The organism is Acinetobacter stercoris (assembly GCF_900323515.1).
Taxonomy (GTDB): domain Bacteria; phylum Pseudomonadota; class Gammaproteobacteria; order Pseudomonadales; family Moraxellaceae; genus Acinetobacter; species Acinetobacter stercoris.
The window spans coordinates 1-24,048 of record NZ_OOGT01000041.1 but is presented as its reverse complement, the minus strand read 5'-3'; the positions used below and the strand labels follow the sequence as shown (position 1 = coordinate 24,048).

The window sequence follows — 24,048 nt, the reverse complement described above, 5'->3', positions numbered from 1 at the left end:
GTACGCGGTGTTCCACCCGTGATACCTGCTTTGGCATCGGCTTCATCAGCACGTAAATCTAAATAATGTTCGAGACCGAGACCAGCTGCTAACAAACCTAATTCGTTTGCCTTTCCAGCATCTGTAAAATATTCTAGGCCTTTCCAGACTTCAGAAGGAGAGAGGTCAAGATCTTCGATTGCCTGAAACAGATCCCCAAGTAAGCGGACTACAATTTGTTGTACACGAGGATTGACAGTACCAGTAGCTGTATCCACATTCATTTCTTTTACTAATTTGTCGATTTCTTGACGGTTCATACTATTGCTCCTTAAGTATGAGAGTTTTTGTACGTGGTCGGCTGTGCTTGCTGATAGCTTGCTCCTTCACAGACCACTTTCCTTGTTCAAACATCCCAAACCCTTTGGGGTGTTTTGTTACATCAATTTGAATTAACGATCATCTTCACGAATAGAGGATGGATGGCGATTTAATGCCGTAACTTCCATATTCATATATGGATAGAGTGGAAGACCTTGCAGAATATTATGCAATTCTTCATTACTCTCTACATCAAAAATACTGATGTTTGAATATTGACCTGTAATACGCCAAATATGACGCCATTTACCTTGGCGTTGTAATTCCTGTGAATATGCTTTTTCACGAGCTTTAATTTCGTTTGCAGTCTCAACAGGCATATCTAGTGGAATATGAACGTCCATGCGTACTTGGAAAAGCATTAGTCACTCCTTGGTTTACTTACGGCGTAGTTGTTCAATCTTGTCTTCGTCAACTTCGATACCGAGTCCTGAACCTGTAGGGAGTACAAGTTCAAAATTTTCATAACGAAGTGGGGTTTTCAAAATTTCTTCAGTAAGTAGCAATGGACCGAAAAGTTCAGTACCAAAAGCTAGGTTTTCAAATGTCGAAAAGGCATGTGCTGAAGCGATTGATCCGACTGGTCCTTCAAGCATTGTGCCACCATACAAATCAATACCAGCAAGTTTTGCAATATTTGCAACCTCACAGGCTTCAATAAGACCGCCTGATTGTTCAACTTTGACTGCATATACATCTGCTGCATGCTGCTTTGCTAAACGATAGGCACTGAGCGGACCGGTTAAAGCCTCGTCAGCCATGATAGCAACATCAAAACGTTGAGTTAAACGTGCCAGTGCATCTGTATTTTCAATAGCACAAGGCTGTTCAATCAGGTCAATGCCACCATCTTGAAGTTGTTGAATACCATTGATGCATTCAAGCTCAGACCATGCACGGTTAACATCCACGCGAACACTGATTTCAGAGCCGAGTGCCTGTTTGATTGCAATGACATGATCCACATCTTGCTGTAATGGATTTGAGCCGATTTTTAACTTAAATGTATTATGACGTTTAAGTTCAATCATTTTTTTTGCTTCTGCAATATCTTTTTCTGTATTGCCTGAAGCCAATGTCCAAAGTACTGGTAATGAGTCACGTAGACGTCCACCTAAAAGTTCAGAAAGTGGAACACCTAAACGTTTTGCCTGTATGTCAAGTAAAGCTGTCTGAATAGCACATTTAGCAAATCGGTTCCCATTGATTGATTTACGGATTTGCTTTAGAGTTTGCGCTACGTTTAAGTTTTTAATCGAAATAAGCAGTGGGGCGAAATAAGTATCAATGTTCGCTTTTACACTTTCAGGGCTTTCCTCTCCATAGCTTAAACCACCGATAGTTGTTGCTTCACCCCAACCAATAAATCCGTCTTCAGTTGTTATTTTTACCAATACAAGTGTTTGAGTCTGCATGGTAGCAACAGAAAGTTTATGTGGACGTATCGTTGGAATGTCTACAAGTATAGTTTCAACAGATTTGTACATATTGATACTTCGTGATCTTGATTTCCGTTTCTCTTACCTATACCTTAAAAGAATGATTGAATACTGTCTAAGATCAAATTAGCATTTTTATATACCTTTAAGGTATGAGGTAGTCATGGAACTCAGACATTTAAGATATTTTGTTGCTGTTGTGGAAGAGCAAAGTTTTACAAAAGCTGCTGAAAAGTTGTTTATTGCGCAACCACCTTTAAGTCGACAAATTCAAAATTTGGAAAATGAACTTGGAATTCAATTATTTGAGAGAGGTAGTCGCCCACTGCAAACCACAGTAGCAGGACAGTTTTTTTATCAGCATGCAGTTAAACTTTTATCAAATGCTGAGGAAATAAAATCGATGACTAAACGTGTAGGTACAACTGATCGTGTCATACGAATGGGTTTTGTTGCATCACTGTTATATGGCTTGTTACCAAGAATTACATATTTATACCGTCAACAGCAACCACAGCTTAAGGTTGAGCTGGTTGAAATGAGTACAAAAGACCAGATACAGGCGCTTAAAGAAGGTAAAATTGATGTTGGTTTTGGTCGATTACGTATTTCAGATCCAGCAGTACGTCGCGTTTTATTGCGAGAAGAGCGTTTAATGGTTGCTGTTCACTCCAGTCATCCATTTTCCACACAAAAGGAAGGTGTTTACTTGTCAGATATCGTTGAAGAAAATATGTTCTTCTATCCTTCAACATCCAAGCCTAACTTTTCAACACAGATGATGAATATTTTTTCAGAGCATGGTCTGGATCCTCAACATACCAAAGAAGTAAGGGAGATTCAGCTTGCTTTAGGACTTGTTGCAGCTGGTGAAGGAATCTGTGTTGTTCCAGATAGTGCGCATACCATTCAGTTTCCACATTTAAATTATGTTCCTTTGCTAGATGAAGATGCAGTTAGCCCTATTTTTCTGGCGACAAGAAATATGGAGGAAAGTGAAGATATTAAAGCGTTATTTGACTGTATTTATCAGATCTATGATCTAGAAGCGATCAAATATGATCGTTCAGTATTTTAATCGGACTTTAGTCGTATAAGACAATCTGGATTAGATTGTCTTTTCTAAAAAATGCTGGATTTCTCGACTAAATTTGACAGGTTCAGTGAGTAGGGGAGTATGCCCTGAACGTTTAAAAATAATGCTTTTTGCATTCTTAAGACTAAGGGCAATCTGTTTTTGTCCTTGCACAGGATAAAGAGTCGATTGTTGACCAATAAAAAAAGTTGTTGGACAGTCCAGTTCTGCTATAGCTTGACGATAATCTTCATCATGATTGAGATAATTATCAATGTACCAAGTCAAATAATCTAGGCGATGAATAGGAAGGATGTGTTTTTGCAGTTTTGGTTGTTTCAAAGCAAGTTTAAATAGAAAAGGGCTAATTTTGTTACTGCCCTGTAATTTAATAAAATCCAGCCATAAATTGACCAGTTTATGGCGGGGCTCTGACGGAAGATCTTCGACAAATTGTACATCGGAATACTGGTGTAAAAACTCGGAAAGTTTTTTTAGTAAGCGTTTAAATTTTATGTATTTATTGCCAAATAAACCATAGTCCCATGTATCATCAGTTGGAATTTTAGGAGTTTGGTCAATATGCAAATAAGCTTTTAATTTTGAGCCTAGATCTGAGTAACGCATTCCGTGCATTGCTGTGGTCGCACCCATTGAATACCCAATAAGTATAAAATTATCTAGATTGAGTTGTTCAATCAGGCAGGAAATATCGTTCCAGTGACTTTGTATCGCATCCATGTTTTGTGGAATTTTACAACGTTTCGATCCACCAAAGCCACGCCAGTCTGGGATGATAAATTGATGGTTCTGGAAATTTGGAAATAAAAAGGGAATCCATTGCCAGCTTTGCATGCCAAGCCCGGAAAGTACCAAAACTGGCTCACCTTGACCAATCTCTCGTACAAATAAACTTTCACCGTCAGACATTGTATAACGTGGCATAGGTATCTCTCTATTGGTCGAATTTTTCAAGTTGAGGAATGATGGTTTCAAACCATTTTATCCAGCCCACTTCTAAATCTATACCTAATTGTAGGATCATTTTGTGAATAAATAGCGTACGATCGTTACTGTCTTTTGATTTAAAATCTTTCTCATAGATATTTTGATAAATCTTTAGGTTTTTGCGATGCAATTCTAAATGACGTTCCAGCTCTGGCAAGATAGAGTTTCCACCTAATTGGGCTTCTGCCCGGAGTTTGACCATAAGCTCCTCTCTAAAGCTGGTGGGTTCACCTTGTTCAACCATCCATCTGGCAAGTTCCTGCCGACCTAACTCCTCTACTTGATAGGTCTTCTTGCGGCTAGATGATTTTGGGTCTTCGAGTGTTGAAACCCAGCCCTTTTTCAGCATGGCACCCAATTCACGATAAATTTGCTGATGTGTTGCATTCCAGAAAAAACCCATGGAACGATCAAAACGGTGTGCTAAATCAAAGCCTGTACTTGGTTTTTCCATCAGACTGGTCAAAAGAACATGTGAAAGTGACATTTTAATTCTAATAAAAAGTGGATACAAAGTTATTATGCAACATGTTGCATTAATTTCAAAATTCATTTATAAACTGTGCAATAAGTTGCATTAAAAGAATGAGCAAGCCAACGCTAGCCTGGGAGAAAAATATGTCTAACTATCCACATTTACTTGCGCCACTCGATTTGGGTTTTACGACATTAAAAAATAGAGTGCTGATGGGATCGATGCATGTCGGGTTAGAGGAAGCTGAACATGGATATGATCGGATGGCTGCATTTTATGCTGAACGTGCTAAAGGTGGGGTTGGACTGATTGTGACCGGTGGCATTGCACCAAATGAAGCCGGAGTTACATTTTTTGGAGGCTCCAAATTAGATTCAATTGCAGAAGCAGAAAAACACAAGGTAATTACGCAGGCAGTGCACGATGCTGGGGGGAAAATTGCTCTACAGATTTTACATACAGGGCGTTATTCTTATCAGCCAAATAATGTTGCACCATCAGCCATTCAGGCACCAATTAATCCAACAAAACCACATGCATTATCTTCAGCAGAGGTGATGCAAACGATTAGCGATTTTGCAAACTGTGCCAAATTAGCCAAGCGTGCTGGTTATGATGGTGTTGAGATCATGGGATCAGAAGGATATCTGATTAATGAGTTTATTGCTGCTCGAACCAATCATCGGGATGATGAATGGGGAGGAAGTTATGAAAATCGTATCCGTTTTCCAATTGAAATTGTAAAAAGAACACGTGAGGAAGTAGGTGAAGAATTTATTATTATTTATCGACTTTCGATGCTGGATCTGGTTGAAGGCGGCTCAACTTTAGAAGAAGTGATTCACTTGGCCAAAGAGATAGAAAAAGCGGGTGCAACGATTATCAATACTGGTATTGGCTGGCATGAGGCCCGTATCCCAACGATTGCGACAAAAGTTCCTCGTGCGGCATTTACATGGGTAACTAAAAAGCTAAAAGGGAGTGTCAAAATCCCGTTGATTACTTCTAACCGTATTAATACACCTGAAATGGCAGAGAATGTATTGGCACGAGGCGATGCTGACATGGTTTCTATGGCTCGTCCAATGCTTGCAGACTCACACTTTGTGCAAAAGGCAATAGATGGAAAAAGTGATGAAATCAATACTTGTATTGGTTGTAATCAGGCGTGTTTAGATCATATATTTTCCATGAAAATTGCTACATGTCTAGTCAATCCACGTGCATGTTATGAAACAGAGCTTATTTTTAAAGAAACATCGCAGAAAAAAAATATTGCTGTCATTGGTGCAGGTCCTGCGGGGTTAAGCTTTGCAACTTATGCAGCAGACAGAGGGCATGATGTAACAATTTTTGAAGCCTCAGGTCAAATTGGTGGACAGTTCAATATCGCAAAAACCATACCAGGTAAGGAGGAGTTCTATGAAACACTACGTTACTTCAAGCGTCAGATTGAATTGCATCCAAATATTAAACTGCAATTAAATCATCAAGCAACTTATGAGGAATTAAGTCAGCAAAACTATGATGATATTGTCATTGCAACTGGTGTTGTACCACGACAACTAGATATTGAAGGGATTGATCATTCCAAAGTGCTTTCATATTTAGATGTTCTTCGTGACAAAAAAACTGTGGGTCAAAAAGTTGCCATTATAGGTGCTGGCGGGATAGGTTTTGATACTGCCGAGTTTTTAACGCATGCTGGAGAAAGTGGTAGTTTAGATCCTGAAAAATTTTATGATGAGTGGGGAATTGATACAGAATATGACCATGTTGGAGGGCTAAAACCTGCCAAGGTGGAAGCATCGCTGCGTGAAGTTTATCTGCTACAGCGTAAAGAAACGTCTGTTGGTGCAGGATTAGGTAAAACAACAGGATGGATTCATCGTACAGGATTGAAACATCGCAATGTCAAAATGATTGCAGGTGCAAGCTATGACAAAATTGATGATCAAGGCTTGCATATTACTGTTGCTGGAAAAAACATGCTTCTGGATGTAGATAATGTCGTAATTTGTGCAGGACAAGAATCATTTACAGCATTTTTTGATCAATTAAAAGCCGATGGTAAAAATGTTCACTTGATTGGTGGTGCAAAAGAAGCGGGTGAGCTCGATGCAAAACGTGCAATTCGTCAAGGAGCAGAATTGGCGGCGCTGATCTAATTGCATGATAGTTATTTAGATCAGGATTAGAGAGAAGGGGGCTGGACATGAATCGATCTCCTTCTATTTTTTGAAAAAAAGTTTTGTTTACTTTAACAGTGAATAAATAAGGATATGGGTATGGTATTTGAATCAAGCAGAACAGCGATTTTACGTTGGCACGAGATGCTTCGAACTGGGGATATGACAATATTAAATGAGTTATTGGCTGATAATGTCATATTTCGATCGCCAGTTGCTTTTAAGCCTTATGAAGGAAAAGCGGTGGTTTATTTTATATTAACCAATGTGATTCAGGTTTTCGAAAATTTTATTTATCACCGTGAATTTTATACTGACGATCAACAAAGTGTAGTTTTGGAATTCTCAGCCAATGTAGGTGAGAAAAAGTTAAAAGGCATCGATATGATTCGTTTTAATGCGCAAGGGCAAATCATTGAATTTGAAGTTATGATTCGTCCGATGAGTGGTTTAAATGCACTGGCAGAGCAGATGGGTAAAAGAATCACTCAATATCAAGCTAGCTAATAATTTGATAATAGTGAATTCATGTTGAGATATTTAAGATGTGGTTAAAATTGGTAACGGTTGTTTTATTACCTGTATTGGTGATACAGGGTGTCCGTGTACGTAAGAATACACCACGTCTTGATGAACCCGTTGGTGCCCGTGATGGAAATATCGGTCAAGGTCAACCACTTTCACTGCTTATTTTGGGGGATTCTGCCGCAGCTGGTGTTGGTGTGGAAACACAGAGAGAAGCATTATCTGGTGTCCTTGTCTCTGAGCTGAAAAACCAGTTTCATTTGCAATGGAAGTTACATGCCAGAACTGGTCATACGACGCAACAGGTATCGCAAGCAATACAAGCTTTAGAACAACAAGTTTATGATGTAATTGTTATTTCTGTTGGTGTAAATGATGTTACAAAACTGATTTCTGCAAAAATATGGTTAAAACAGCAAAAAAAATTATTTGCGGATATACACAAACGCTTTCATCCTAAATTGATCGTGGTATCGGGTGTTCCTCCGATGCAACATTTTCCAGCTTTACCTGCTCCATTGGCGTGGTTATTTGGAAAATATGCACAGCAAATGAATCAAGGATTAGAGCAGTGGTTAATATCACAGAGTGGGGTTAAATTTATTCAATATGATATTGAAAAATTTCAGTCAATGAACTTGTCTATGGCAAGCGATGGCTTTCACCCAAGTAAGGAAATTTATGCAATGTGGGGGAATCAGGTCGCTGAACTTATTCGACAATCATTCAATACTTAATCGGAGGGCATGTTCTGGATATGGGCAAATCTACTTTTAAGAATATTAAAATTTTAGGTGAAAATTTATTTGATTTGGTCGTGGGTGCAGAACAGCCAAAGTTATATTTTAATCAGCATGGGAAGTTGCATAATATTCAACAAAAAATGCCGCAGCTTCAAAAAAAATATAGACCAACGCCATATCTTTCTAATCCTCATATACATCTTTTATACTTTGATTTAATCAGGAAAAAAACTATAAAGCTCGAATATGACCACTTCGATCAGCTTTGCATGCCAGATGGAGGGGTTACTGCTATTTCATGGTATGGGTATGCTTTGCCAGCAGAGACACCCACAATTGTTGTATTGCATACCATCAAGGGAACACCCTCAAGTATGCGAGAACTGGTTAGGGATTTGCACCAGCTTACGGGGTGGCGTATTGCCTTATGCCTAAGGCGTGGACATGCAGGGTTGCCTATGCCTGTACCACAAATGTCCATTTTTGGTTCAACTTCGGATTTAAGAGAACAGATTAATTTTATCCAGTCTATTTTTCCAGATTCGTGTTTATATGCTGTTGGCTCATCTGCTGGTACTGGTTTATTAGTGCGTTATTTAGGTGAGGAAGGGGAAAATACACCCTTTAAAGCAGCATTTGCGTTATGTCCAGGCTATGATACTGAAGAGGGCTTTGAAAATGTCCACCCTTTTTATACCAAGATCATGACAAGACAATTATTCAATGCTTTTATTCATCCATATCGAGAAACATGGAAAAACATAGATTCTGTCACTAGAGTTTTATCGAGTAAAACTTTGGCAGAGTTTCAACAACATTATTTTGAAATGGCAGGATATACTGATTATCAGTGTTACTCTAAAGCAATAAATCCAGTTTATGTATTTGAAAATATTAAAATACCCTTGATGATTCTAAATGCTGAAGATGATCCTGTATGTCATATTAAAAATCTGGAGCCGTTCAAAGAAACTATAAGTAATATGGATAATGTGGTTGTGGTTACAACCAGAAAGGGAAGCCATTGTGGTTTTTATGAAGGATGGAAAACACAATCCTGGTCAGCTAAATTGATGAGTAATTTTCTAAAACTATATGCGAATGATACTAAGCATTGATGATTTTATATAAAAAAAGCCAGCAAGTTTTAAGCTGGCTTTTTTTCTTGAGCATCTGGCTTTTAGTTTTTGAGAGCAGGCGTTGCTGCTGCAATAGCTGCATTTACAGCATCATCTTCAGTTTGTGCTGTTGATGATTTAACTTTAGCTACAGCTGTATCTTGGCTCTCAGTTTTAGCTTTTACAGTTTCAGCTTTAGGTTTAACTGATTTGTTTTCAGAATTATCTAGCTGGCGAGCAGTTTCTTCAGCTTTTGGTTTTGCTGGAATTTCGTCGTTATTATGTTCAGTATCATGATACTCACGGCGAATAGTTGTAGAGGTATTCGCAGTTTCGGTATGTTCAACGTGAACCTGAGGTTTTGCTGGAACAGTTTCTTCAGTATTCTGTTCTTGCTGATCAACACTTTCGAGATTTTGAAACTGGGCTGGTTTTTCAGTTTGTTGCTGAGTTTCTACCTTTTCCTGTTCATCTTCTTTAGGGGCTTCTTTTTTAACACAGGCAGTTAAAAGTAGACCAGTAGCAATAGCGCCACAAATTAAAAGTTTTTTATTCATAATTCGCACAAATTACAGCTTTAAAAAAGTTACAGCATTATAACAACAATTTTATAGATAAAAATCACCTCTAAAACAGTTAATTTTTAATTGGAAATGCTGATAGAATAACCAATTGTTTATTGTTCTATGAATTGATGCGGAATGACTTTGCTTTCTTGGTGCAGAGTAAAGTAAAATCGCACAACATTGTAGGCCAATTTAGGCTCCATTGTACGAGAAACTTAATGACCCATTTTATATTCGTGACTGGTGGTGTGGTTTCATCACTAGGTAAAGGTATTTCAGCTGCTTCAGTTGCTGCACTTTTAGAAGCCCGTGGTTTAAAAGTGACCATGGTCAAAATGGATCCATACATCAATGTCGATCCAGGGACAATGAGCCCGTTCCAACATGGTGAAGTTTTTGTCACAGAGGATGGTGCAGAAACAGATTTAGACTTGGGTTATTACGAACGTTTCTTACGTCGTGCCAAAATGACCAAATTAAATAACTTCACATCAGGTCGTGTTTACCAAGACGTTTTAAATAAAGAGCGTCGTGGAGATTATCTTGGTGGTACTGTTCAGGTAATCCCTCATATTACGGATAATATCAAAGAACGTGTACTTCGCGCTGGTGAAGGTTATGACGTTGCAATTGTTGAAATTGGTGGAACTGTAGGTGATATCGAATCACTTCCATTTATGGAGTCAGTTCGTCAGTTGATGGTAGAACTTGGACATAAACGTACAATGCTTATGCATCTGACTTTGTTGCCATATATCAACTCAGCAAAAGAATTAAAAACCAAGCCAACACAGCATTCAGTTAAAGAGCTGCTTTCTATTGGTATTCAACCAGATATTCTTATTTGCCGTACTGAGCATGATGTTGATGCTGATACGACCCGCAAAATTGCGTTATTTACTAACGTTGAAGCACGTGCTGTGGTTGTATGTAAAGACGCAAAATCTATCTACCAGATTCCACGTACGTTTTACGAGCAAGATGTTGACGATTTAATTTGTGAACGCTTCGGTTATAACAACTTACCAGAAGCTGATCTTGCTGACTGGGATCACGTTGTTGAAGCTTTGCTTAACCCAGAGTACACAGTACGTGTGGCTATGGTCGGTAAATATGTTGAGTTACCAGATGCGTATAAATCTGTAAATGAAGCTTTACTGCATGCTGGTATTAAAAATCGTGTGAAAGTTCAGATTGACTATGTTAATGCTGAAGATCTGGAAAGCCAAAATGCTGCTGAAACATTAAAATATGCAGATGCAATCTTGGTTCCAGGTGGGTTTGGTGAACGTGGTACTGAAGGCAAGATGAAAGCAATTCAGTTTGCACGTGAAAATGGCATTCCATTCCTGGGTATTTGTTTGGGTATGCAACTTGCTGTGATTGAATTTGCTCGTCATGTTGCAGGTATGCCAGAAGCAACCTCGACTGAGTTTAACCGTTCTACAAAGTTCCCATTGATCGGTCTGATCACAGAATGGTTAGATGAACGTGGCGAAATTCAGCATCGTAGTGTTGATTCAAACCTTGGTGGAACAATGCGTCTGGGTGCACAAAAATCAGAGTTGGTTGAAGGCACTAAAACACGTGAAGTTTATGGTAATGCTGAAATTACTGAGCGTCACCGCCACCGTTATGAAATGAATGACCGTTTTATTCCTGCGATTGAAGAAGCGGGTATGAAAGTTTCAGGTTATTCAGCAGTACAGCATTTGGTTGAAACTGTAGAAATACCTGATCATCCTTGGTTTATTGCTGTACAATTCCATCCGGAATTTACAAGTTCACCACGTGATGGGCATCCATTATTTGCAAGTTTTATTGATGCTGCCAAAAAACAGCACCAAAAAAGCAAATAAGTTTAGTGAAATAAACTAGGAAAGTTTAAATGTCACAATTAAAACCACAAGAAATTGTACGTTTAGGCGATATACAAATGGCAAATCATTTGCCATTTGTATTATTCGGCGGAATGAATGTACTTGAGTCGAAAGACTTGGCTTTTGAAATTGCAGAAACTTATGTTGATATCTGCAAACGTTTAGATATCCCTTATGTCTTTAAAGCTAGCTTTGATAAAGCTAATCGGTCTAGCCTGCATTCTTTTCGCGGACCAGGTCTTGAAAAGGGCGTTGAATGGTTAGCAGAGATTAAAAAACATTTTAATGTGCCAATCATTACAGATGTACATGAACCCTACCAGGCTGCACCAGTTGCTGAGGTCGCTGATATTATTCAGCTTCCTGCATTCTTGAGTCGCCAGACTGATTTAGTTGAAGCAATGGCAAAAACCGATGCAATCATTAATATCAAAAAAGCACAATTTCTTTCTCCACGTGAAATGAGTCATATTCTGAATAAATGCCTTGAAGCAGGAAATGACAAACTTATTTTATGTGAACGTGGTACATCATTCGGCTACAACAATCTTATCGTTGATATGCTTGGTTTTGATATCATGAAAGATATGAATGTGCCAGTATTTTTTGATGTGACTCACGCACTTCAAACCCCAGGTGGACGTGCTGATTCGGCTGGTGGTCGTCGTGCACAAATTACTACCCTTGCACGTGCAGGGATGGCGACTGGACTTGCAGGGTTATTTTTAGAAGCACATCCAGATCCAGAACATGCAAAATGTGATGGACCTTGTGCGCTTCGTATGTCACAACTTGAGCCATTTTTGGCACAAATAAAAGAATTGGATACTTTAGTAAAAGGATTCAAAAAGTTAGATACTCATTGATGCATTTTTTTGCATCTAGTTATTCAATCAACTGAGGAATTATTCATGAGCCAAATCGTTGACATTCGTGCACGTGAAATTTTGGACTCTCGTGGTAACCCAACCATCGAAGCAGATGTAATCTTGGATTCAGGCGTAGTCGGCCGTGCATGTGCACCATCTGGTGCTTCAACTGGTTCTCGTGAAGCTTTAGAACTTCGTGACGGTGATAAATCTCGTTACTTAGGTAAAGGTGTTCGCACTGCAGTACAAAATGTAAATGGTTCAATCAAGGATTTACTCGTTGGTCAAAACGTTTTTGAGCAAAAAGCGCTTGATGACAAAATGATTGCACTTGATGGCACTGAAAATAAAGAAAAATTAGGTGCGAATGCAACACTTGCTGTTTCACTTGCTGCTGCACGTGCTGCGGCTACTGAAAAGAAAACCGAGCTGTTCCAGTACATCGCAGATTTACGTGGTCAAACAACCTTGACTATGCCTGTTCCAATGATGAACATCTTAAATGGTGGTGCTCATGCAGACAACACTGTAGATATCCAAGAGTTCATGATTGAACCGGTTGGTTTTACATCATTTGCTGAAGCATTACGTGCAGGTGCTGAAATTTTTCATTCACTTAAATCTGTACTTAAAAAACAAGGTTTAAATACAGCTGTCGGTGATGAGGGTGGTTTTGCTCCTAACCTTCGTTCCAACGAAGAAGCGATCACTGTAATTCTTTCTGCAATTGAACAAACTGGCTATAAAGCGGGTTCTGACATCATGCTTGCACTTGATTGTGCATCTTCAGAATTTTATAAAAATGGTCAATACATTTTGGCAGGTGAAGGTAACAAATCTTTCACAAGCAACCAATTTGCAGACTATCTTGCTGGTCTTGTTAAACAATACCCGATTATCTCAATTGAAGATGGTCTAGACGAATCTGACTGGGAAGGCTGGAGCTACTTGACTTCAATTCTTGGTGACAAGATTCAATTGGTTGGTGACGATTTATTCGTGACAAACCCTAAGATTTTACAACGTGGTATTGATGAGAAAGTTGCTAACTCAATTCTCATCAAATATAACCAAATTGGTACCTTGTCAGAAACTTTAGATGCAATTTATCTTGCTAAAGCAAATGGTTATTCTACTGTGATTTCACATCGTTCAGGTGAAACTGAAGATTCAACTATTGCTGATCTTGCGGTAGGTACTGCTGCTGGTCAAATCAAGACTGGTTCACTTTGCCGTTCTGACCGTGTTGCAAAATATAACCAATTACTTCGTATTGAAGAGTTGACTCAAGCAGCTTACCGCGGTAAAGCTGAATTCAAGGGTTTAAACTAATCTTTGAATGGTATGTTAGAAGTCTTTAAAACAACTTCAAGTAAAGTTATTCTGGTCTTGGCGATTATTGCGATCGCCATGCTTCAATATAACTTTTGGTTTGGTGAGGGAGGCTATTTCCCGCACCAAGCCTTGCTTCAACAAATTCAGCAAGAGGCTGAAGTAAATAACGAGCTAAAAGAACGCAATCGTATTTTAGCGGCGGAAGTGTATGATTTAAAAAATGGAACAGAAGCCATAGAAGAACATGCACGTTTGGATTTAGGTCTGATCAAGCCACATGAGACATTTGTACAAATGAGTACAGTGAGCACTAACTATAAACCGATTTATCTTGATCCAAGCCTTAAACAAGATACAGGTAATGAAGATGAAGGAGCACTGACAGAAGATGCCCACTAAAACTTGGGTAATCATACCTGCTGCTGGTTCTGGAAGTCGCTTCTCAAAAACAGAGTTAAAACAATACCAGATGATTCAAGGCAAGACAGTGCTTGAGCATACGGTATCCCGTTTAAATACTTTGGATCTAGCTGGATACGTCTTGGCAATCGCGGAAGATGATAATGTTGCAAAAAATCTAAAATTTGCTAATCAGGAAAAAGCACATTTTTGTATTGGTGGTCAAGAACGTGTACATTCGGTCCTGAATGCTCTGAATTATCTGGTTGGTATTGCAGCACCAGATGATTTGATCCTAGTGCATGATGCTGCAAGACCCTGCGTTAGTCATGAAAATCTTTTGCAATTGGTAAATGATGCAAAATGTCATGGTAATTCAATTTTAGCCATTCCTGTTCGTGATACTTTAAAATATGTTCCAGAACATAATATTATTGATAAAACGGTAAGCCGTGATTTTCTATGGCAAGCACAGACACCTCAGGTAGCAACATTATCTATTTTAAAGAATGCAATTGAACTTGCATTAAAAGATCAGGTTGTAATCACAGATGAAGCAAGTGCTTTAGAATATGCTGGTGAAACAGTGTATGTCGTGCAAGGCCGGTCTGATAACATTAAGATAACTTACCCAGATGATTTAGAATTGGCAAAACTAATATTATTATCACAAAATCATTCGTAAAAATTAGATAATCTATTCAAAATGTAAGGTTTTTAAAAATCAAAATACAATATTTTTCATATGATATTTTCTATAAAAATGTTTAAAAAGATTAATAAATTAGCGCAATTAAATCATTACATTAACTTATCATACATGTTACTTTACGATATAAATCATTTTATAGGTGAACAAAGCATCATATATTAAAGGTCATTTAAAAAGATTATTAATAAAATGGGTTTAAATATAATTTAGAAATGATAGGTGTGGGTATGCATATTGTTGTGATGGGTGCAGGCGTTATAGGAACGACTACAGCTTATTATTTGCTTAAAGAAGGTCATGAAGTCACGGTTATTGACAGGCAACTTGGGGTTGCATTAGAAACCAGTTTTGCCAATGCAGGACAAATTTCGCCAGGCTATGCATCACCTTGGGCAGCCCCTGGCATACCACTTAAAGCATTCAAATGGTTGTTCCAGCATCATGCACCACTTTCTGTTCGTTTGACTGGTGACATGTATCAGTATCATTGGATGGTAAGGATGCTGGCAGAATGTAATATTCACCGTTATAAAATCAATAAAGAACGTATGGTTCGATTGTCTGAATATAGTCGTGATTGCTTGAATGATCTTAGAAAAGAAACTGGTATTTACTACGAAGAGCGTCAACTAGGTACATTACAATTATTTCGAAAAGAACAACAACTAGAGTCAGCAGAAAAAGATATTGAAGTACTAAAAGCAGAAGGTGTTCCTTATGAATTATTAGACAAGAAAGGTGTTATCGCGGCTGAACCTGCTTTAATTCAGGCAACAACTGATTTTGTTGGAGGTTTGCGTTTACCAAATGATCAAACTGGAGATTGCCAAAAATTTACAACCGAACTTGCAGATCTTATTGCAAAACAAGGCGTAAATTTTGTATTCGATGCAGCAATTCAAAGTGTAGAAAAAGATATTGATAAAATCAAAGGTGTGCTGCTGCAAAATGGTCAGAAAATTACTGGTGATATGTATGTGATGGCAACAGGTAGTTTTAGTCATCAGATGTTGAAGCAATTAGATATTGATGCGCCTGTATATCCATTAAAAGGCTATTCTATTACAACAGGTATTTCAAACCCGGAATTATCACCGTTATCCACTATTTTTGATGAAACATATAAAATTGCTCTGACCCGTTTTGATGAACGTATCCGTGTCGGGGGAATGGCTGAAATTTCAGGTTTTGATTACACTTTAAATCCACAACGAAAAGATACCTTGTTTATGGTTTTACAACAACTTTTCCCATTGGCCAGTGATATAACGCGAGCTGATTTCTGGACGGGTTTAAGACCTGCGACACCAGATGGTACACCGATTGTTGGTGGCACAAAATATAAAAACTTATTTACTAATACTGGGCATGGCACATTAGGCTGGACAATGTCATGTGGTTCAGCAAAATTATTGGCAGATATTATTTCTAAAAAAACACCGCAAATAAAAGCTGATGATTTAAATGTAAGTCGTTATACATTAGCCTAATATTATGAATTATATCTACATGGAGTATATAATCTGTGTAGATATAATTAAAAAAGGCATGAAAGTATGAAAAAATTATTTCAGGCAATTCGAAACCGTGAAATACAAACAATAAAAAATCTGATTTTAGATCACCCAGAGTATGTTAATGCTGTTGCAAAAGCACCACCGATACGTGATGACGGACAATCACCTTTGCAAGTTGCACTCAGATGCCGAAACTTTAATGCAGCACATTTTTTATTGGAGCAGGGGGCTGATGTTTGCTTTATTGAACAGCCAGCATTAAAAACATGGAAAAAACCAGTCTTGCATGATGCCGTTATCGCAGTTGCTTCAATGGCTCGTTTTGAAATCATAAATGATACAGTGCAGCAAGATGCTTCTGATTATTATCGGATAGATGCGATAAAAGAAAATTTTGATCAAGCACTTGTTTTGTTAAAAAACATGCTACAAAAAGGTGCAGACGTAAATGTATTAGATAGTCATGGTAATAGTGTGCTACTCCTGCTTTGTCTTGAAATTGAGGCACATCGTATAGATAAGAAACGTGCGTTGGCATATGAAACAATAGAAGATTTGCGGCAGTTATTTGATTTGTTAATACAATCAGGTGCGCATTTATGTTCAACAACAGCAAAACATAAATCTGTACGTGAACGTTTTCCAAAATTATTAAAAGAATTAAACTTATATGATCGCTAAAATAAATTTACAAAAATTTTGCTGCTTAAATATTGTATAAAATTACGTTCATGGCATAGTGATTGCTTGAAAACAAGAAAGATGAATGCAGGAGAGAAACACATTTGTGTTCGCCGAAGGAGCAACGACCCCGGAAACTCTCAGGCAAAAGGACTGTAATCATCACTAAAAATCTGGAGAGAAGCCATTTAAATAATAAAATGTGCTCACCGAAGGGGATGGCGATACTTAAATGGTTTGAGTATATAGCCTAAGCTCTCAGGTACAAATGACAGATGGGGCATGATTTGAAATTATTCATTTCAAGGAGTGTAATCATGTGTCATGTTGTTGTGATTGGATCAGGGATAACAGGTGTAACTTCTGCCTATGAGCTTGCCCAATTAGGTTATCAAGTTACTGTTATAGATAAGCATTTATTTCCAGCAATGGAAACTTCCTTTGCAAATGGTGGTCAGCTATCTGCATGTAATGCAGAAGTGTGGAATCAGAAAGCGACGGTACTAAAAGGCATAAAGTGGATGTCGAGGAAAGATGCACCACTATTATTAAATCCATCATTTGATTTACACAAATATGCCTGGTTAGTCGAGTTTTTAGGAAATATTAAACATTATCAAGGTAATACTAGAGAAACGGTAAGACTGGCTCTACTCGCACGAGAACGATTATTCAATGTTGCTGAAAAAGAAAATATTCAATTTGATCTAGAAAAAAGAGGAATCTTACATTTTTATCATAATGAATATGATTATAAAATTGCTGTGCAGGTCAATGAATTGTTATGTAGTGGTGGTCTTCAACGTCATGCGGTTACTCCCGAAGAAATAAAGACCATAGAGCCAAGCTTAACAGGTGAATATTATGGCGGATTCTATTGCCCAAGTGACGCTACAGGCGATATTCATAAATTCACTGCAGGATTAGCGAAAGCTACGGAAAAATATGGGGTTAAATACCTTTTTGGAATGGAAGTCGTCAATGTTTTAAATAATGAGAGAGGAGTCACAATTCAGTATCATCCAAGTGAAGAAAATATGAATCAGCATACTGTATTCGAACAATTAGAGGCAGATGCTGTAGTTGTCTGTGGTGGTGTGGGTAGTTATCATTTGGCAAATAAATTAGGTGATCGGGTAAATGTATATCCAGTTAAAGGGTATTCAATTACGGTGAATCTGACAGATGAAAAAAGTGTTAACGGTGCTCCATGGGTAAGCCTACTGGATGAAAGCGCCAAAATTGTGACATCACGTCTAGGTGAGAATCGTTTGAGAGTGGCAGGGACTGCTGAGTTTAATGGTTATAATCGGGATATCCGTGCTGATCGAATTCAACCTTTAATCGATTGGGTAAATAAAAATTTTGATATTTCAACGGAGAATACGGTTCCCTGGGCAGGATTACGTCCTATGATGCCAAACATGATGCCAGTCGTGAAACGTGGTAAAAATGATCGTATTTTTTATAATACTGGTCATGGGCACTTAGGATGGACTTTATCAGCAGCAACTGCAGTAATGATTAGCCAGGAAGTGGCTATATCGCATCCTATCTGAAAAGATTTAAAAAACAGGACGGTAACAGACAGTAAAACATCAGGATTACTGTCTTTTTAATCATACAGCCGATAGATTCCAGTAAATTTCTCACAGCCTTTTTGCATGGTTTTAATTTCTAAAATAGCTTTTTGAAAGTTAAGTTGGTATTTGCAGTTACGTTCATTGTCTAAAACCTCAGATTTTTGTTTCGGGGTAGTATAGGCAAGTAATGCTATGGTTTGAGTATCTTTTTTATTGTTTGGATTTCTAAATGCTAGACCTTCAATTTTTATGCGATCTTTTGATAATTGGTGAACTTGAATATGAATAGGGAGTTTGGATATTTTCCCATTTTCATATTTTAGATAATGCTGGGTTAAACTCTGGTTCATTGAAGTATAAAAGTTGAAATCTTCCACCCGGTTATCGAGTTGGTTTTTTAAACAGTTATTGGTTTTACATTGTTGGGCATAGTTCAACCAGAGTTTGTTGGTATCATTCAATAGCCGAATTGGTGCATCTGTAATCAAATATGCTGTAAGGTAATGTGAGTCTAGCTCATCACGCAGTACATTAAAGTCTGCCTGACACAATTTTTGGCTTTTTGGGGCTTTTTCACAATCAATAATCTGAGCATGGCTAATGTTTGAAGCCAATAGCCCATAGAGTAGAAAAGATAAGATCGGTTTAATACGATTAATTTCAGTTTTCAACAGCATGTTCGCTTATACTTAGAAATGTTCAGCCTACTTACTATAGCGAAATAGAAAGTATGAATACAAGATTTCAAAAGTTAAATTCTGCATAAAGGAGCTTAAAGTGATCGCACAAATTCGAATTGGGCAGGGAATGGATGTCCATGCATTTGAGGAAGGCGACTTTGTCACTTTGGCAGGGGTAAAAATTCCACATACACAAGGTTTGAAAGCACATTCTGATGGGGATGTGGTATTACATGCCTTATGTGATGCTTTACTAGGAGCTTTGGCATTAGGGGATATTGGTCAACATTTTCCTGATACTGATCCGGAGTTCAAAGGGGCTGATAGTCGAAAACTTTTGCAACATGTCTATCAGCTTGTACTAGATCGTGGCTATATACTCAATAATGCTGATATTACTGTTGCATGTGAACGCCCTAAACTTGCCAAATATAATCTGGAAATGAGACAAAGTATCGCAGATGTTCTAAATGTTGATATTACTCAAATTAGTGTGAAAGCAACCACAACAGAAAAATTAGGATTCACAGGTCGCCAAGAAGGAATTCTTTCTACAGCGACCGTTTTGATTGCACATCAAAAGTAATATTATATTTAGTTTTCAGAAGAATGTAATGATTCTTCAAGTTCATGTGTGGCTTTTCGACCCTGAAGTTGTAAAGCTACAGCATGAATCAGACCAGTCCATGTCTCGTTAGGTTGCCAAAGCTTATGCATTTCTTCTTGTGCTGTAGGCATATCAATATCCATAAAATACTGACGGTAGAGATACATTAAACTACTAACTCTATAATTTTTGGCACAATGAACCCAGACCATTTTATTTTGAACCAAGTGATGAATCAAATCCAAAATAAAAAGGCATTGGTCATCAGCAGGAGTATCCCAATGGATAGGGATTTGTATGTAATTTAATCCTAGATCAAGACAGATACGATCTTCATTGTCCAAATGATTGCTTGCATCAGTGAGAGCAAGATTAATCACAGTATCGACACCATACTCTTTGATACGGTGTAACTGTTCTTCAGTCGGTTGACCTGAAGTAAAAAGATGTTCATGTATAAATTGAAAATTCAGGATTTGGCTTAATTCGGTTTCAATATCGGTCATCTAAGTCTTTCATCCCATAAAAAAACGCCATCAAAAGATGGCGTCTATGTGAAAAATTAACGATTAGGTAAAACATCCTTGAGTGCTTCACGCATTTCGAGGAGAACTTTTTCTGTAGTATCCCAATCAATACAACCATCAGTTACTGACTTACCATACTCTAAATCACAAAGATTTTCAGGAATATCTTGGCGACCGCCTTTTAGATGACTTTCAACCATGATACCAACTATCGATTTGTTACCATCTAAAATCTGTTCAGTAATATTTTTGAGCACTAGTGGTTGTAAGTATGGATCTTTGTTTGAGTTGGCATGACTCGCATCTATCATGATCTTGTTACTGACTTTTGCTTTAGCAAGAGCATTTTCAGCCTCGGTAACAGAACCAGCATCATAATTTGGCTTCCCATTCCCACCACGTAGGACAACATGAGCATATGGGTTGCCTTTAGTTCTAATAATAGAAACTTGACCTTGGTCATTTAGTCCCAAGAAACTGTGACCATGTTTGACAGACTGCATAGCGTTGGTTGCGACAGTCAATCCGCCATCTGTACCATTTTTAAAACCTACTGGTGATGAAAGGCCAGAAGACATTTCGCGGTGAGTCTGGCTTTCAGTAGTACGTGCACCAATCGCAGACCATGAAATCAAGTCCTGATAATATTGTGGCGAGTTTGGATCTAGCGCTTCGGTCGCACAAGGAAGCCCTTTTTCATTTAACTCAAGCAAAAGTTGTCGACCAATACGCAGACCTTTTTCAATATTGAAAGAGTCATTCATATCTGGATCGTTAATCAAACCTTTCCAACCTACTGTTGTACGAGGTTTTTCGAAATATACACGCATAATGATATACAGAGTATCTTGCACTTTTTCACTTAATTTTTTTAAACGATCAGCGTATTCATGCGCTGCTTTCGTGTCATGAATAGAACATGGACCAATCACAACAAATACGCGTTTATCTTTACCATCTAAAATATTGCGGACAGTTTCACGACCATGAAGTACTGTTTGATAGGCTTTTTCATTCAAAGGTAATTCAGCTTTTAATTCAGCTGGAGTTACTAAAGGTTGAATGCTTTGTACATTCACGTCATCAATGTCATTTTGACTAATAGGGTTAGAATTTAATGTATTCATTGCCGTCACTGGGTATAGATCATACAAAAGTATTTTTTAGTAAATTGACTATAACATGATTTAATTAATAAATTGATAGTAAATAAATCAATAAATCATATAAAAAATAGGAATTAATCTGATGTAATTTAAACAGATGAAGATTTATCGTTGATGACAATCATCACTGTCTGTGGTTTTTCGACTGGTTTTGCTTTAGTCGGATGAAGCATAAAATTGACACCTAAAGCAAATAAAGTAATACCCAGAACCTTGCGAATCATCTTTTCAGGTAAACGTGAACTGATTAACGTACCAATCACGATTGCAGGGATAGAGCCCACAAGTAACCATCCCAAAAGATTAAAGTCAACATTTCCTGAACTCATGTGTCCAAGACCTGCAACCAATGTCAAAAGTACTGCATGCACAACATCAGAACCAATAATACGGATCATGGGCAGGTTGGGAAACATGAGTATAAGTGCCATTATACCAAATGCTCCAGCACCTACTGAAGAAAGGGTAACAAATACACCTAATACAATGCCCATTAACAAAATATAAGAGCGTTTTGCATTTACAGCCTGTTTTTCCTGCTCAGTGGTTTGTGGTTTATCAGTGCGGATTCGCTTAAAAAACTTTTCTATTTGACTACGGAAAACAATAGAAATACCAGTCAAGGTCAACATAAAGCCTAAAATGGTTGTTAACACAGCTTTATATGCTGTGGATTGACTAAGATAATGTTCTAGAACCCAAGTTGTTGCAAATGAGGCAGGAATACTTCCAAGTGCTAACCAGAATACAATCGGCCAAACAATATTGAGTTTTTTAGCATGTACTAGCGAGCCGCAAAATTTTGAAATTGCAGCATAGATAAGATCTGTCCCAATAGCGATATGAGGCTCTATACGAAATAAACTAATCAGAATAGGGGTCATGAGAGAACCACCACCAACACCTGTAATCCCCACACAAAAACCTACTAACATGCCTGCTAAAATAAAATGTAACGGATCGCCCATGAAATATGCCAAATATCAAAAAACTGGCATATCTTATGACTTTTTTAGATAAGTGTTTGTCTTGATTATTGATTTACTTATTCGAAAAAATGCAAAAGAAAATGTAATCTTGATATTTTAACATGGTGTTTGAATCGAGTTGCCAATACAGATGGTCTTCAATCGTGGGCGTGAAATTTCACAATTCTCTCAGGATATTTGAAATGTGAGAACATTACAGTTTTAAAAATCACTCTATGCTAAACTAATATAATACTAAAATGAGGATAAAAGTTTTGCAAAATCGGAAACTTAAAATAGGCATAGTTGTTGGGGAGGTATCAGGGGATACGCTCGGAGCAAAACTTATTCGAAGTTTTCGTGAAAGGGGGATTGATGTGGAATTCGAGGGAATAGGTGGCCCTCAAATGATCGCAGAAGGCTTTAAAAGTTATTATCCTATGGATATTTTATCCGTAATGGGAATAGTTGAGGTTTTAAAAGACTTAAAAAAGCTATTTGCTGTTCGTGATGGTCTGGTTGAAAAGTGGGCTAAAAGTCCAGTTGATATTTTTATTGGTATAGATGCTCCAGATTTTAATTTAAGACTATCGAAATCAATTAAACAAAAACAGCTACCGATCAAAACAGTTCAGTATGTTAGCCCGTCGGTATGGGCATGGAGGCAAGGACGAGTTCATGGTATAAAAGCCAGTGTAGATTTAGTGCTGTGTCTGTTTCCTTTTGAAAAAAACTTTTATAAAAAATATGATGTCCCTGCTGCTTTTGTTGGACATCCCCTTGCAAGTCAACTTGCTTTAGAAAACCCTATAGCTGTGGCAAAGCAAAAATTAGGTTTAGATTCTGAGCAAAAATATATCGCATTATTACCAGGAAGCCGCCGTGGTGAGGTAGAGCGTTTAGGTCAATTATTACTAGATACTGCAAAAATAATAGATAAGAAACATCCTGAGTATCACTTTTTAATCCCTGCCATCAATGATGCAAGAAAACAGCAGATCGAGGCATTGTTAACAGATTACCCGGATGAATTAAAAGCAAAAATAACATTGCTTGAAAATACCGGGACTGAATCTAAAGTTGGAAGAATGGTCATGGATGCAAGTGATATTATTGCTTTAGCATCAGGAACAGCTACATTGGAGGCAATGCTACTACATCGCCCAATGGTCACTTTTTATAAATTACATTGGCTTACATATCAGATTGCCAAGTTTTTGGTAAAAATTCCATATTATTCTTTACCAAATATTATTGCTGGTAAAAAAGTGATTCAGGAACTGATTCAAAGGGATGCAACCCCTGAAAATCTGGCAAATGAATTAGAAAAACTGATGAATCCTGAGACAGCTCAGATTCAAGTGATGCAATTGTTGACGATGCATAAGAAGCTACTTGCTGGAAATAGTGAAGATCCTGTAGAGGCAATATTGGATATATTTTAAGTCTATTATTTCCTTTGATTATTCAGCCTATCTGTTTGTGATAGGCTTATTTTTAATTAAATTCATGAATAAAAACAATAAAATATTCGTTCTGTGCTAATGCGTTAAATTTTGATTTTGCTATATTTAATCAATAAATGATTAGAAATTAAAAGAAAATGATTAATCAAATTGGCTATTT

General features: G+C 37.6%; 25 protein-coding genes and 1 riboswitch. Of the genes, 15 read left to right on the top strand and 10 right to left on the bottom strand.

What is annotated here, in order from left to right:
• The 3 genes from KPC_RS06535 to KPC_RS06525 form a co-directional block, all read right to left on the bottom strand.
• A partial coding sequence (locus KPC_RS06535) for a dioxygenase (RefSeq protein ID WP_322873889.1) occupies positions 1–299 on the bottom strand: 299 nt, incomplete at its 3' end.
• A 132-nt stretch (positions 300–431) separates the two neighbouring features.
• Complete coding sequence (catC, locus tag KPC_RS06530; RefSeq protein ID WP_121973601.1) at positions 432–722, bottom strand: muconolactone Delta-isomerase; 291 nt, start codon at positions 720–722, stop codon at positions 432–434.
• A 15-nt stretch (positions 723–737) separates the two neighbouring features.
• A complete protein-coding gene (locus KPC_RS06525; protein WP_121973600.1) occupies positions 738–1,847 on the bottom strand; it encodes a muconate/chloromuconate family cycloisomerase in 1,110 nt (369 codons plus the stop codon).
• A 115-nt stretch (positions 1,848–1,962) separates the two neighbouring features.
• Between KPC_RS06525 and KPC_RS06520 the strand changes: the two genes are divergently transcribed.
• Positions 1,963–2,877, top strand: a complete 915-nt coding sequence (locus tag KPC_RS06520) for a LysR family transcriptional regulator (RefSeq protein WP_121973599.1) — start codon at positions 1,963–1,965, stop codon at positions 2,875–2,877.
• Between the two features lie 30 nt (positions 2,878–2,907).
• Here the strand turns inward: KPC_RS06520 and KPC_RS06515 are convergent, their stop codons facing one another.
• Positions 2,908–3,819, bottom strand: coding sequence for an alpha/beta fold hydrolase (locus KPC_RS06515; RefSeq protein WP_121973598.1), 912 nt, complete (start codon positions 3,817–3,819; stop codon positions 2,908–2,910).
• Positions 3,820–3,829: 10 nt separating this feature from the next.
• Positions 3,830–4,369, bottom strand: coding sequence for a PadR family transcriptional regulator (locus KPC_RS06510; RefSeq protein WP_121973597.1), 540 nt, complete (start codon positions 4,367–4,369; stop codon positions 3,830–3,832).
• Positions 4,370–4,500: 131 nt separating this feature from the next.
• On the opposite strand from KPC_RS06510, the gene KPC_RS06505 reads away from it, so the two are divergent.
• The 4 genes from KPC_RS06505 (at position 4,501) to KPC_RS06490 (ending at position 8,932) form a co-directional block, all read left to right on the top strand.
• Positions 4,501–6,525 (top strand): NADPH-dependent 2,4-dienoyl-CoA reductase, encoded by a 2,025-nt coding sequence (locus KPC_RS06505; RefSeq protein ID WP_121973596.1) that lies wholly within the window; start codon positions 4,501–4,503, stop codon positions 6,523–6,525.
• Positions 6,526–6,645: 120 nt separating this feature from the next.
• Positions 6,646–7,053, top strand: coding sequence for a nuclear transport factor 2 family protein (locus tag KPC_RS06500; protein WP_121973595.1), 408 nt, complete (start codon positions 6,646–6,648; stop codon positions 7,051–7,053).
• 38 nt (positions 7,054–7,091) lie between these two features.
• On the top strand, positions 7,092–7,808 hold the full coding sequence (locus KPC_RS06495; RefSeq protein ID WP_121973594.1) for an SGNH/GDSL hydrolase family protein: 717 nt from the start codon (positions 7,092–7,094) through the stop codon (positions 7,806–7,808).
• A gap of 20 nt (positions 7,809–7,828) precedes the next feature.
• Positions 7,829–8,932 (top strand): YheT family hydrolase, encoded by a 1,104-nt coding sequence (locus KPC_RS06490; RefSeq protein WP_121973593.1) that lies wholly within the window; start codon positions 7,829–7,831, stop codon positions 8,930–8,932.
• 62 nt (positions 8,933–8,994) lie between these two features.
• On the opposite strand, the gene KPC_RS06485 is transcribed toward KPC_RS06490, so the two are convergent.
• The gene (locus KPC_RS06485; RefSeq protein WP_171334432.1) at positions 8,995–9,492 is read right to left on the bottom strand and encodes an internalin; all 498 of its coding nucleotides are present in this window, start codon (positions 9,490–9,492) and stop codon (positions 8,995–8,997) included.
• A gap of 224 nt (positions 9,493–9,716) precedes the next feature.
• Here KPC_RS06485 and KPC_RS06480 point away from each other — a divergent pair, with 224 nt between their 5' ends.
• From KPC_RS06480 to KPC_RS06445, 8 genes are all read left to right on the top strand, one after another.
• On the top strand, positions 9,717–11,357 hold the full coding sequence (locus KPC_RS06480; RefSeq protein ID WP_121973591.1) for a CTP synthase: 1,641 nt from the start codon (positions 9,717–9,719) through the stop codon (positions 11,355–11,357).
• Positions 11,358–11,386: 29 nt separating this feature from the next.
• On the top strand, positions 11,387–12,244 hold the full coding sequence (gene kdsA / locus KPC_RS06475; RefSeq protein ID WP_121973590.1) for a 3-deoxy-8-phosphooctulonate synthase: 858 nt from the start codon (positions 11,387–11,389) through the stop codon (positions 12,242–12,244).
• Positions 12,245–12,289: 45 nt separating this feature from the next.
• On the top strand, positions 12,290–13,579 hold the full coding sequence (eno, locus tag KPC_RS06470; RefSeq protein ID WP_121973589.1) for a phosphopyruvate hydratase: 1,290 nt from the start codon (positions 12,290–12,292) through the stop codon (positions 13,577–13,579).
• A 12-nt stretch (positions 13,580–13,591) separates the two neighbouring features.
• Positions 13,592–13,981, top strand: coding sequence for a cell division protein FtsB (ftsB, locus tag KPC_RS06465; protein WP_121973588.1), 390 nt, complete (start codon positions 13,592–13,594; stop codon positions 13,979–13,981).
• Positions 13,971–14,666, top strand: a complete 696-nt coding sequence (gene ispD / locus KPC_RS06460) for a 2-C-methyl-D-erythritol 4-phosphate cytidylyltransferase (RefSeq protein ID WP_121973587.1) — start codon at positions 13,971–13,973, stop codon at positions 14,664–14,666. The genes ftsB and ispD overlap by 11 nt, the downstream gene beginning before the upstream one ends.
• Positions 14,667–14,920: 254 nt before the next feature.
• A complete protein-coding gene (locus KPC_RS06455) occupies positions 14,921–16,183 on the top strand; it encodes a D-amino acid dehydrogenase (protein WP_121973586.1) in 1,263 nt (420 codons plus the stop codon).
• 66 nt (positions 16,184–16,249) lie between these two features.
• Positions 16,250–16,891 carry a transient-receptor-potential channel family protein gene (locus KPC_RS06450; protein WP_121973585.1) on the top strand — a complete coding sequence of 214 codons (642 nt, stop codon included), beginning with the start codon at positions 16,250–16,252 and terminating at the stop codon, positions 16,889–16,891.
• 78 nt (positions 16,892–16,969) lie between these two features.
• Positions 16,970–17,057: riboswitch (glycine riboswitch) on the top strand.
• A 151-nt stretch (positions 17,058–17,208) separates the two neighbouring features.
• A complete protein-coding gene (locus tag KPC_RS06445) occupies positions 17,209–18,450 on the top strand; it encodes a D-amino acid dehydrogenase (RefSeq protein ID WP_121973584.1) in 1,242 nt (413 codons plus the stop codon).
• A 56-nt stretch (positions 18,451–18,506) separates the two neighbouring features.
• Here KPC_RS06445 and KPC_RS06440 read toward each other — a convergent pair whose 3' ends face one another.
• Positions 18,507–19,151 carry an A1S_1983 family putative colistin resistance protein gene (locus tag KPC_RS06440; RefSeq protein ID WP_121973583.1) on the bottom strand — a complete coding sequence of 215 codons (645 nt, stop codon included), beginning with the start codon at positions 19,149–19,151 and terminating at the stop codon, positions 18,507–18,509.
• Positions 19,152–19,251: 100 nt separating this feature from the next.
• Here KPC_RS06440 and ispF point away from each other — a divergent pair, with 100 nt between their 5' ends.
• The gene (ispF, locus tag KPC_RS06435) at positions 19,252–19,740 is read left to right on the top strand and encodes a 2-C-methyl-D-erythritol 2,4-cyclodiphosphate synthase (protein ID WP_121973582.1); all 489 of its coding nucleotides are present in this window, start codon (positions 19,252–19,254) and stop codon (positions 19,738–19,740) included.
• Positions 19,741–19,748: 8 nt separating this feature from the next.
• On the opposite strand, the gene KPC_RS06430 is transcribed toward ispF, so the two are convergent.
• The 3 genes from KPC_RS06430 to KPC_RS06420 form a co-directional block, all read right to left on the bottom strand.
• Positions 19,749–20,267, bottom strand: coding sequence for a protein tyrosine phosphatase family protein (locus tag KPC_RS06430; RefSeq protein WP_121973581.1), 519 nt, complete (start codon positions 20,265–20,267; stop codon positions 19,749–19,751).
• Between the two features lie 56 nt (positions 20,268–20,323).
• Complete coding sequence (locus tag KPC_RS06425) at positions 20,324–21,415, bottom strand: 3-deoxy-7-phosphoheptulonate synthase (protein ID WP_121973580.1); 1,092 nt, start codon at positions 21,413–21,415, stop codon at positions 20,324–20,326.
• Positions 21,416–21,543: 128 nt separating this feature from the next.
• Positions 21,544–22,422, bottom strand: a complete 879-nt coding sequence (locus KPC_RS06420; RefSeq protein WP_121973579.1) for a sulfite exporter TauE/SafE family protein — start codon at positions 22,420–22,422, stop codon at positions 21,544–21,546.
• Between the two features lie 275 nt (positions 22,423–22,697).
• On the opposite strand from KPC_RS06420, the gene lpxB reads away from it, so the two are divergent.
• Complete coding sequence (gene lpxB, locus KPC_RS06415) at positions 22,698–23,867, top strand: lipid-A-disaccharide synthase (protein WP_121973578.1); 1,170 nt, start codon at positions 22,698–22,700, stop codon at positions 23,865–23,867.
• The last annotated feature ends 181 nt before the right edge of the window (positions 23,868–24,048 follow it).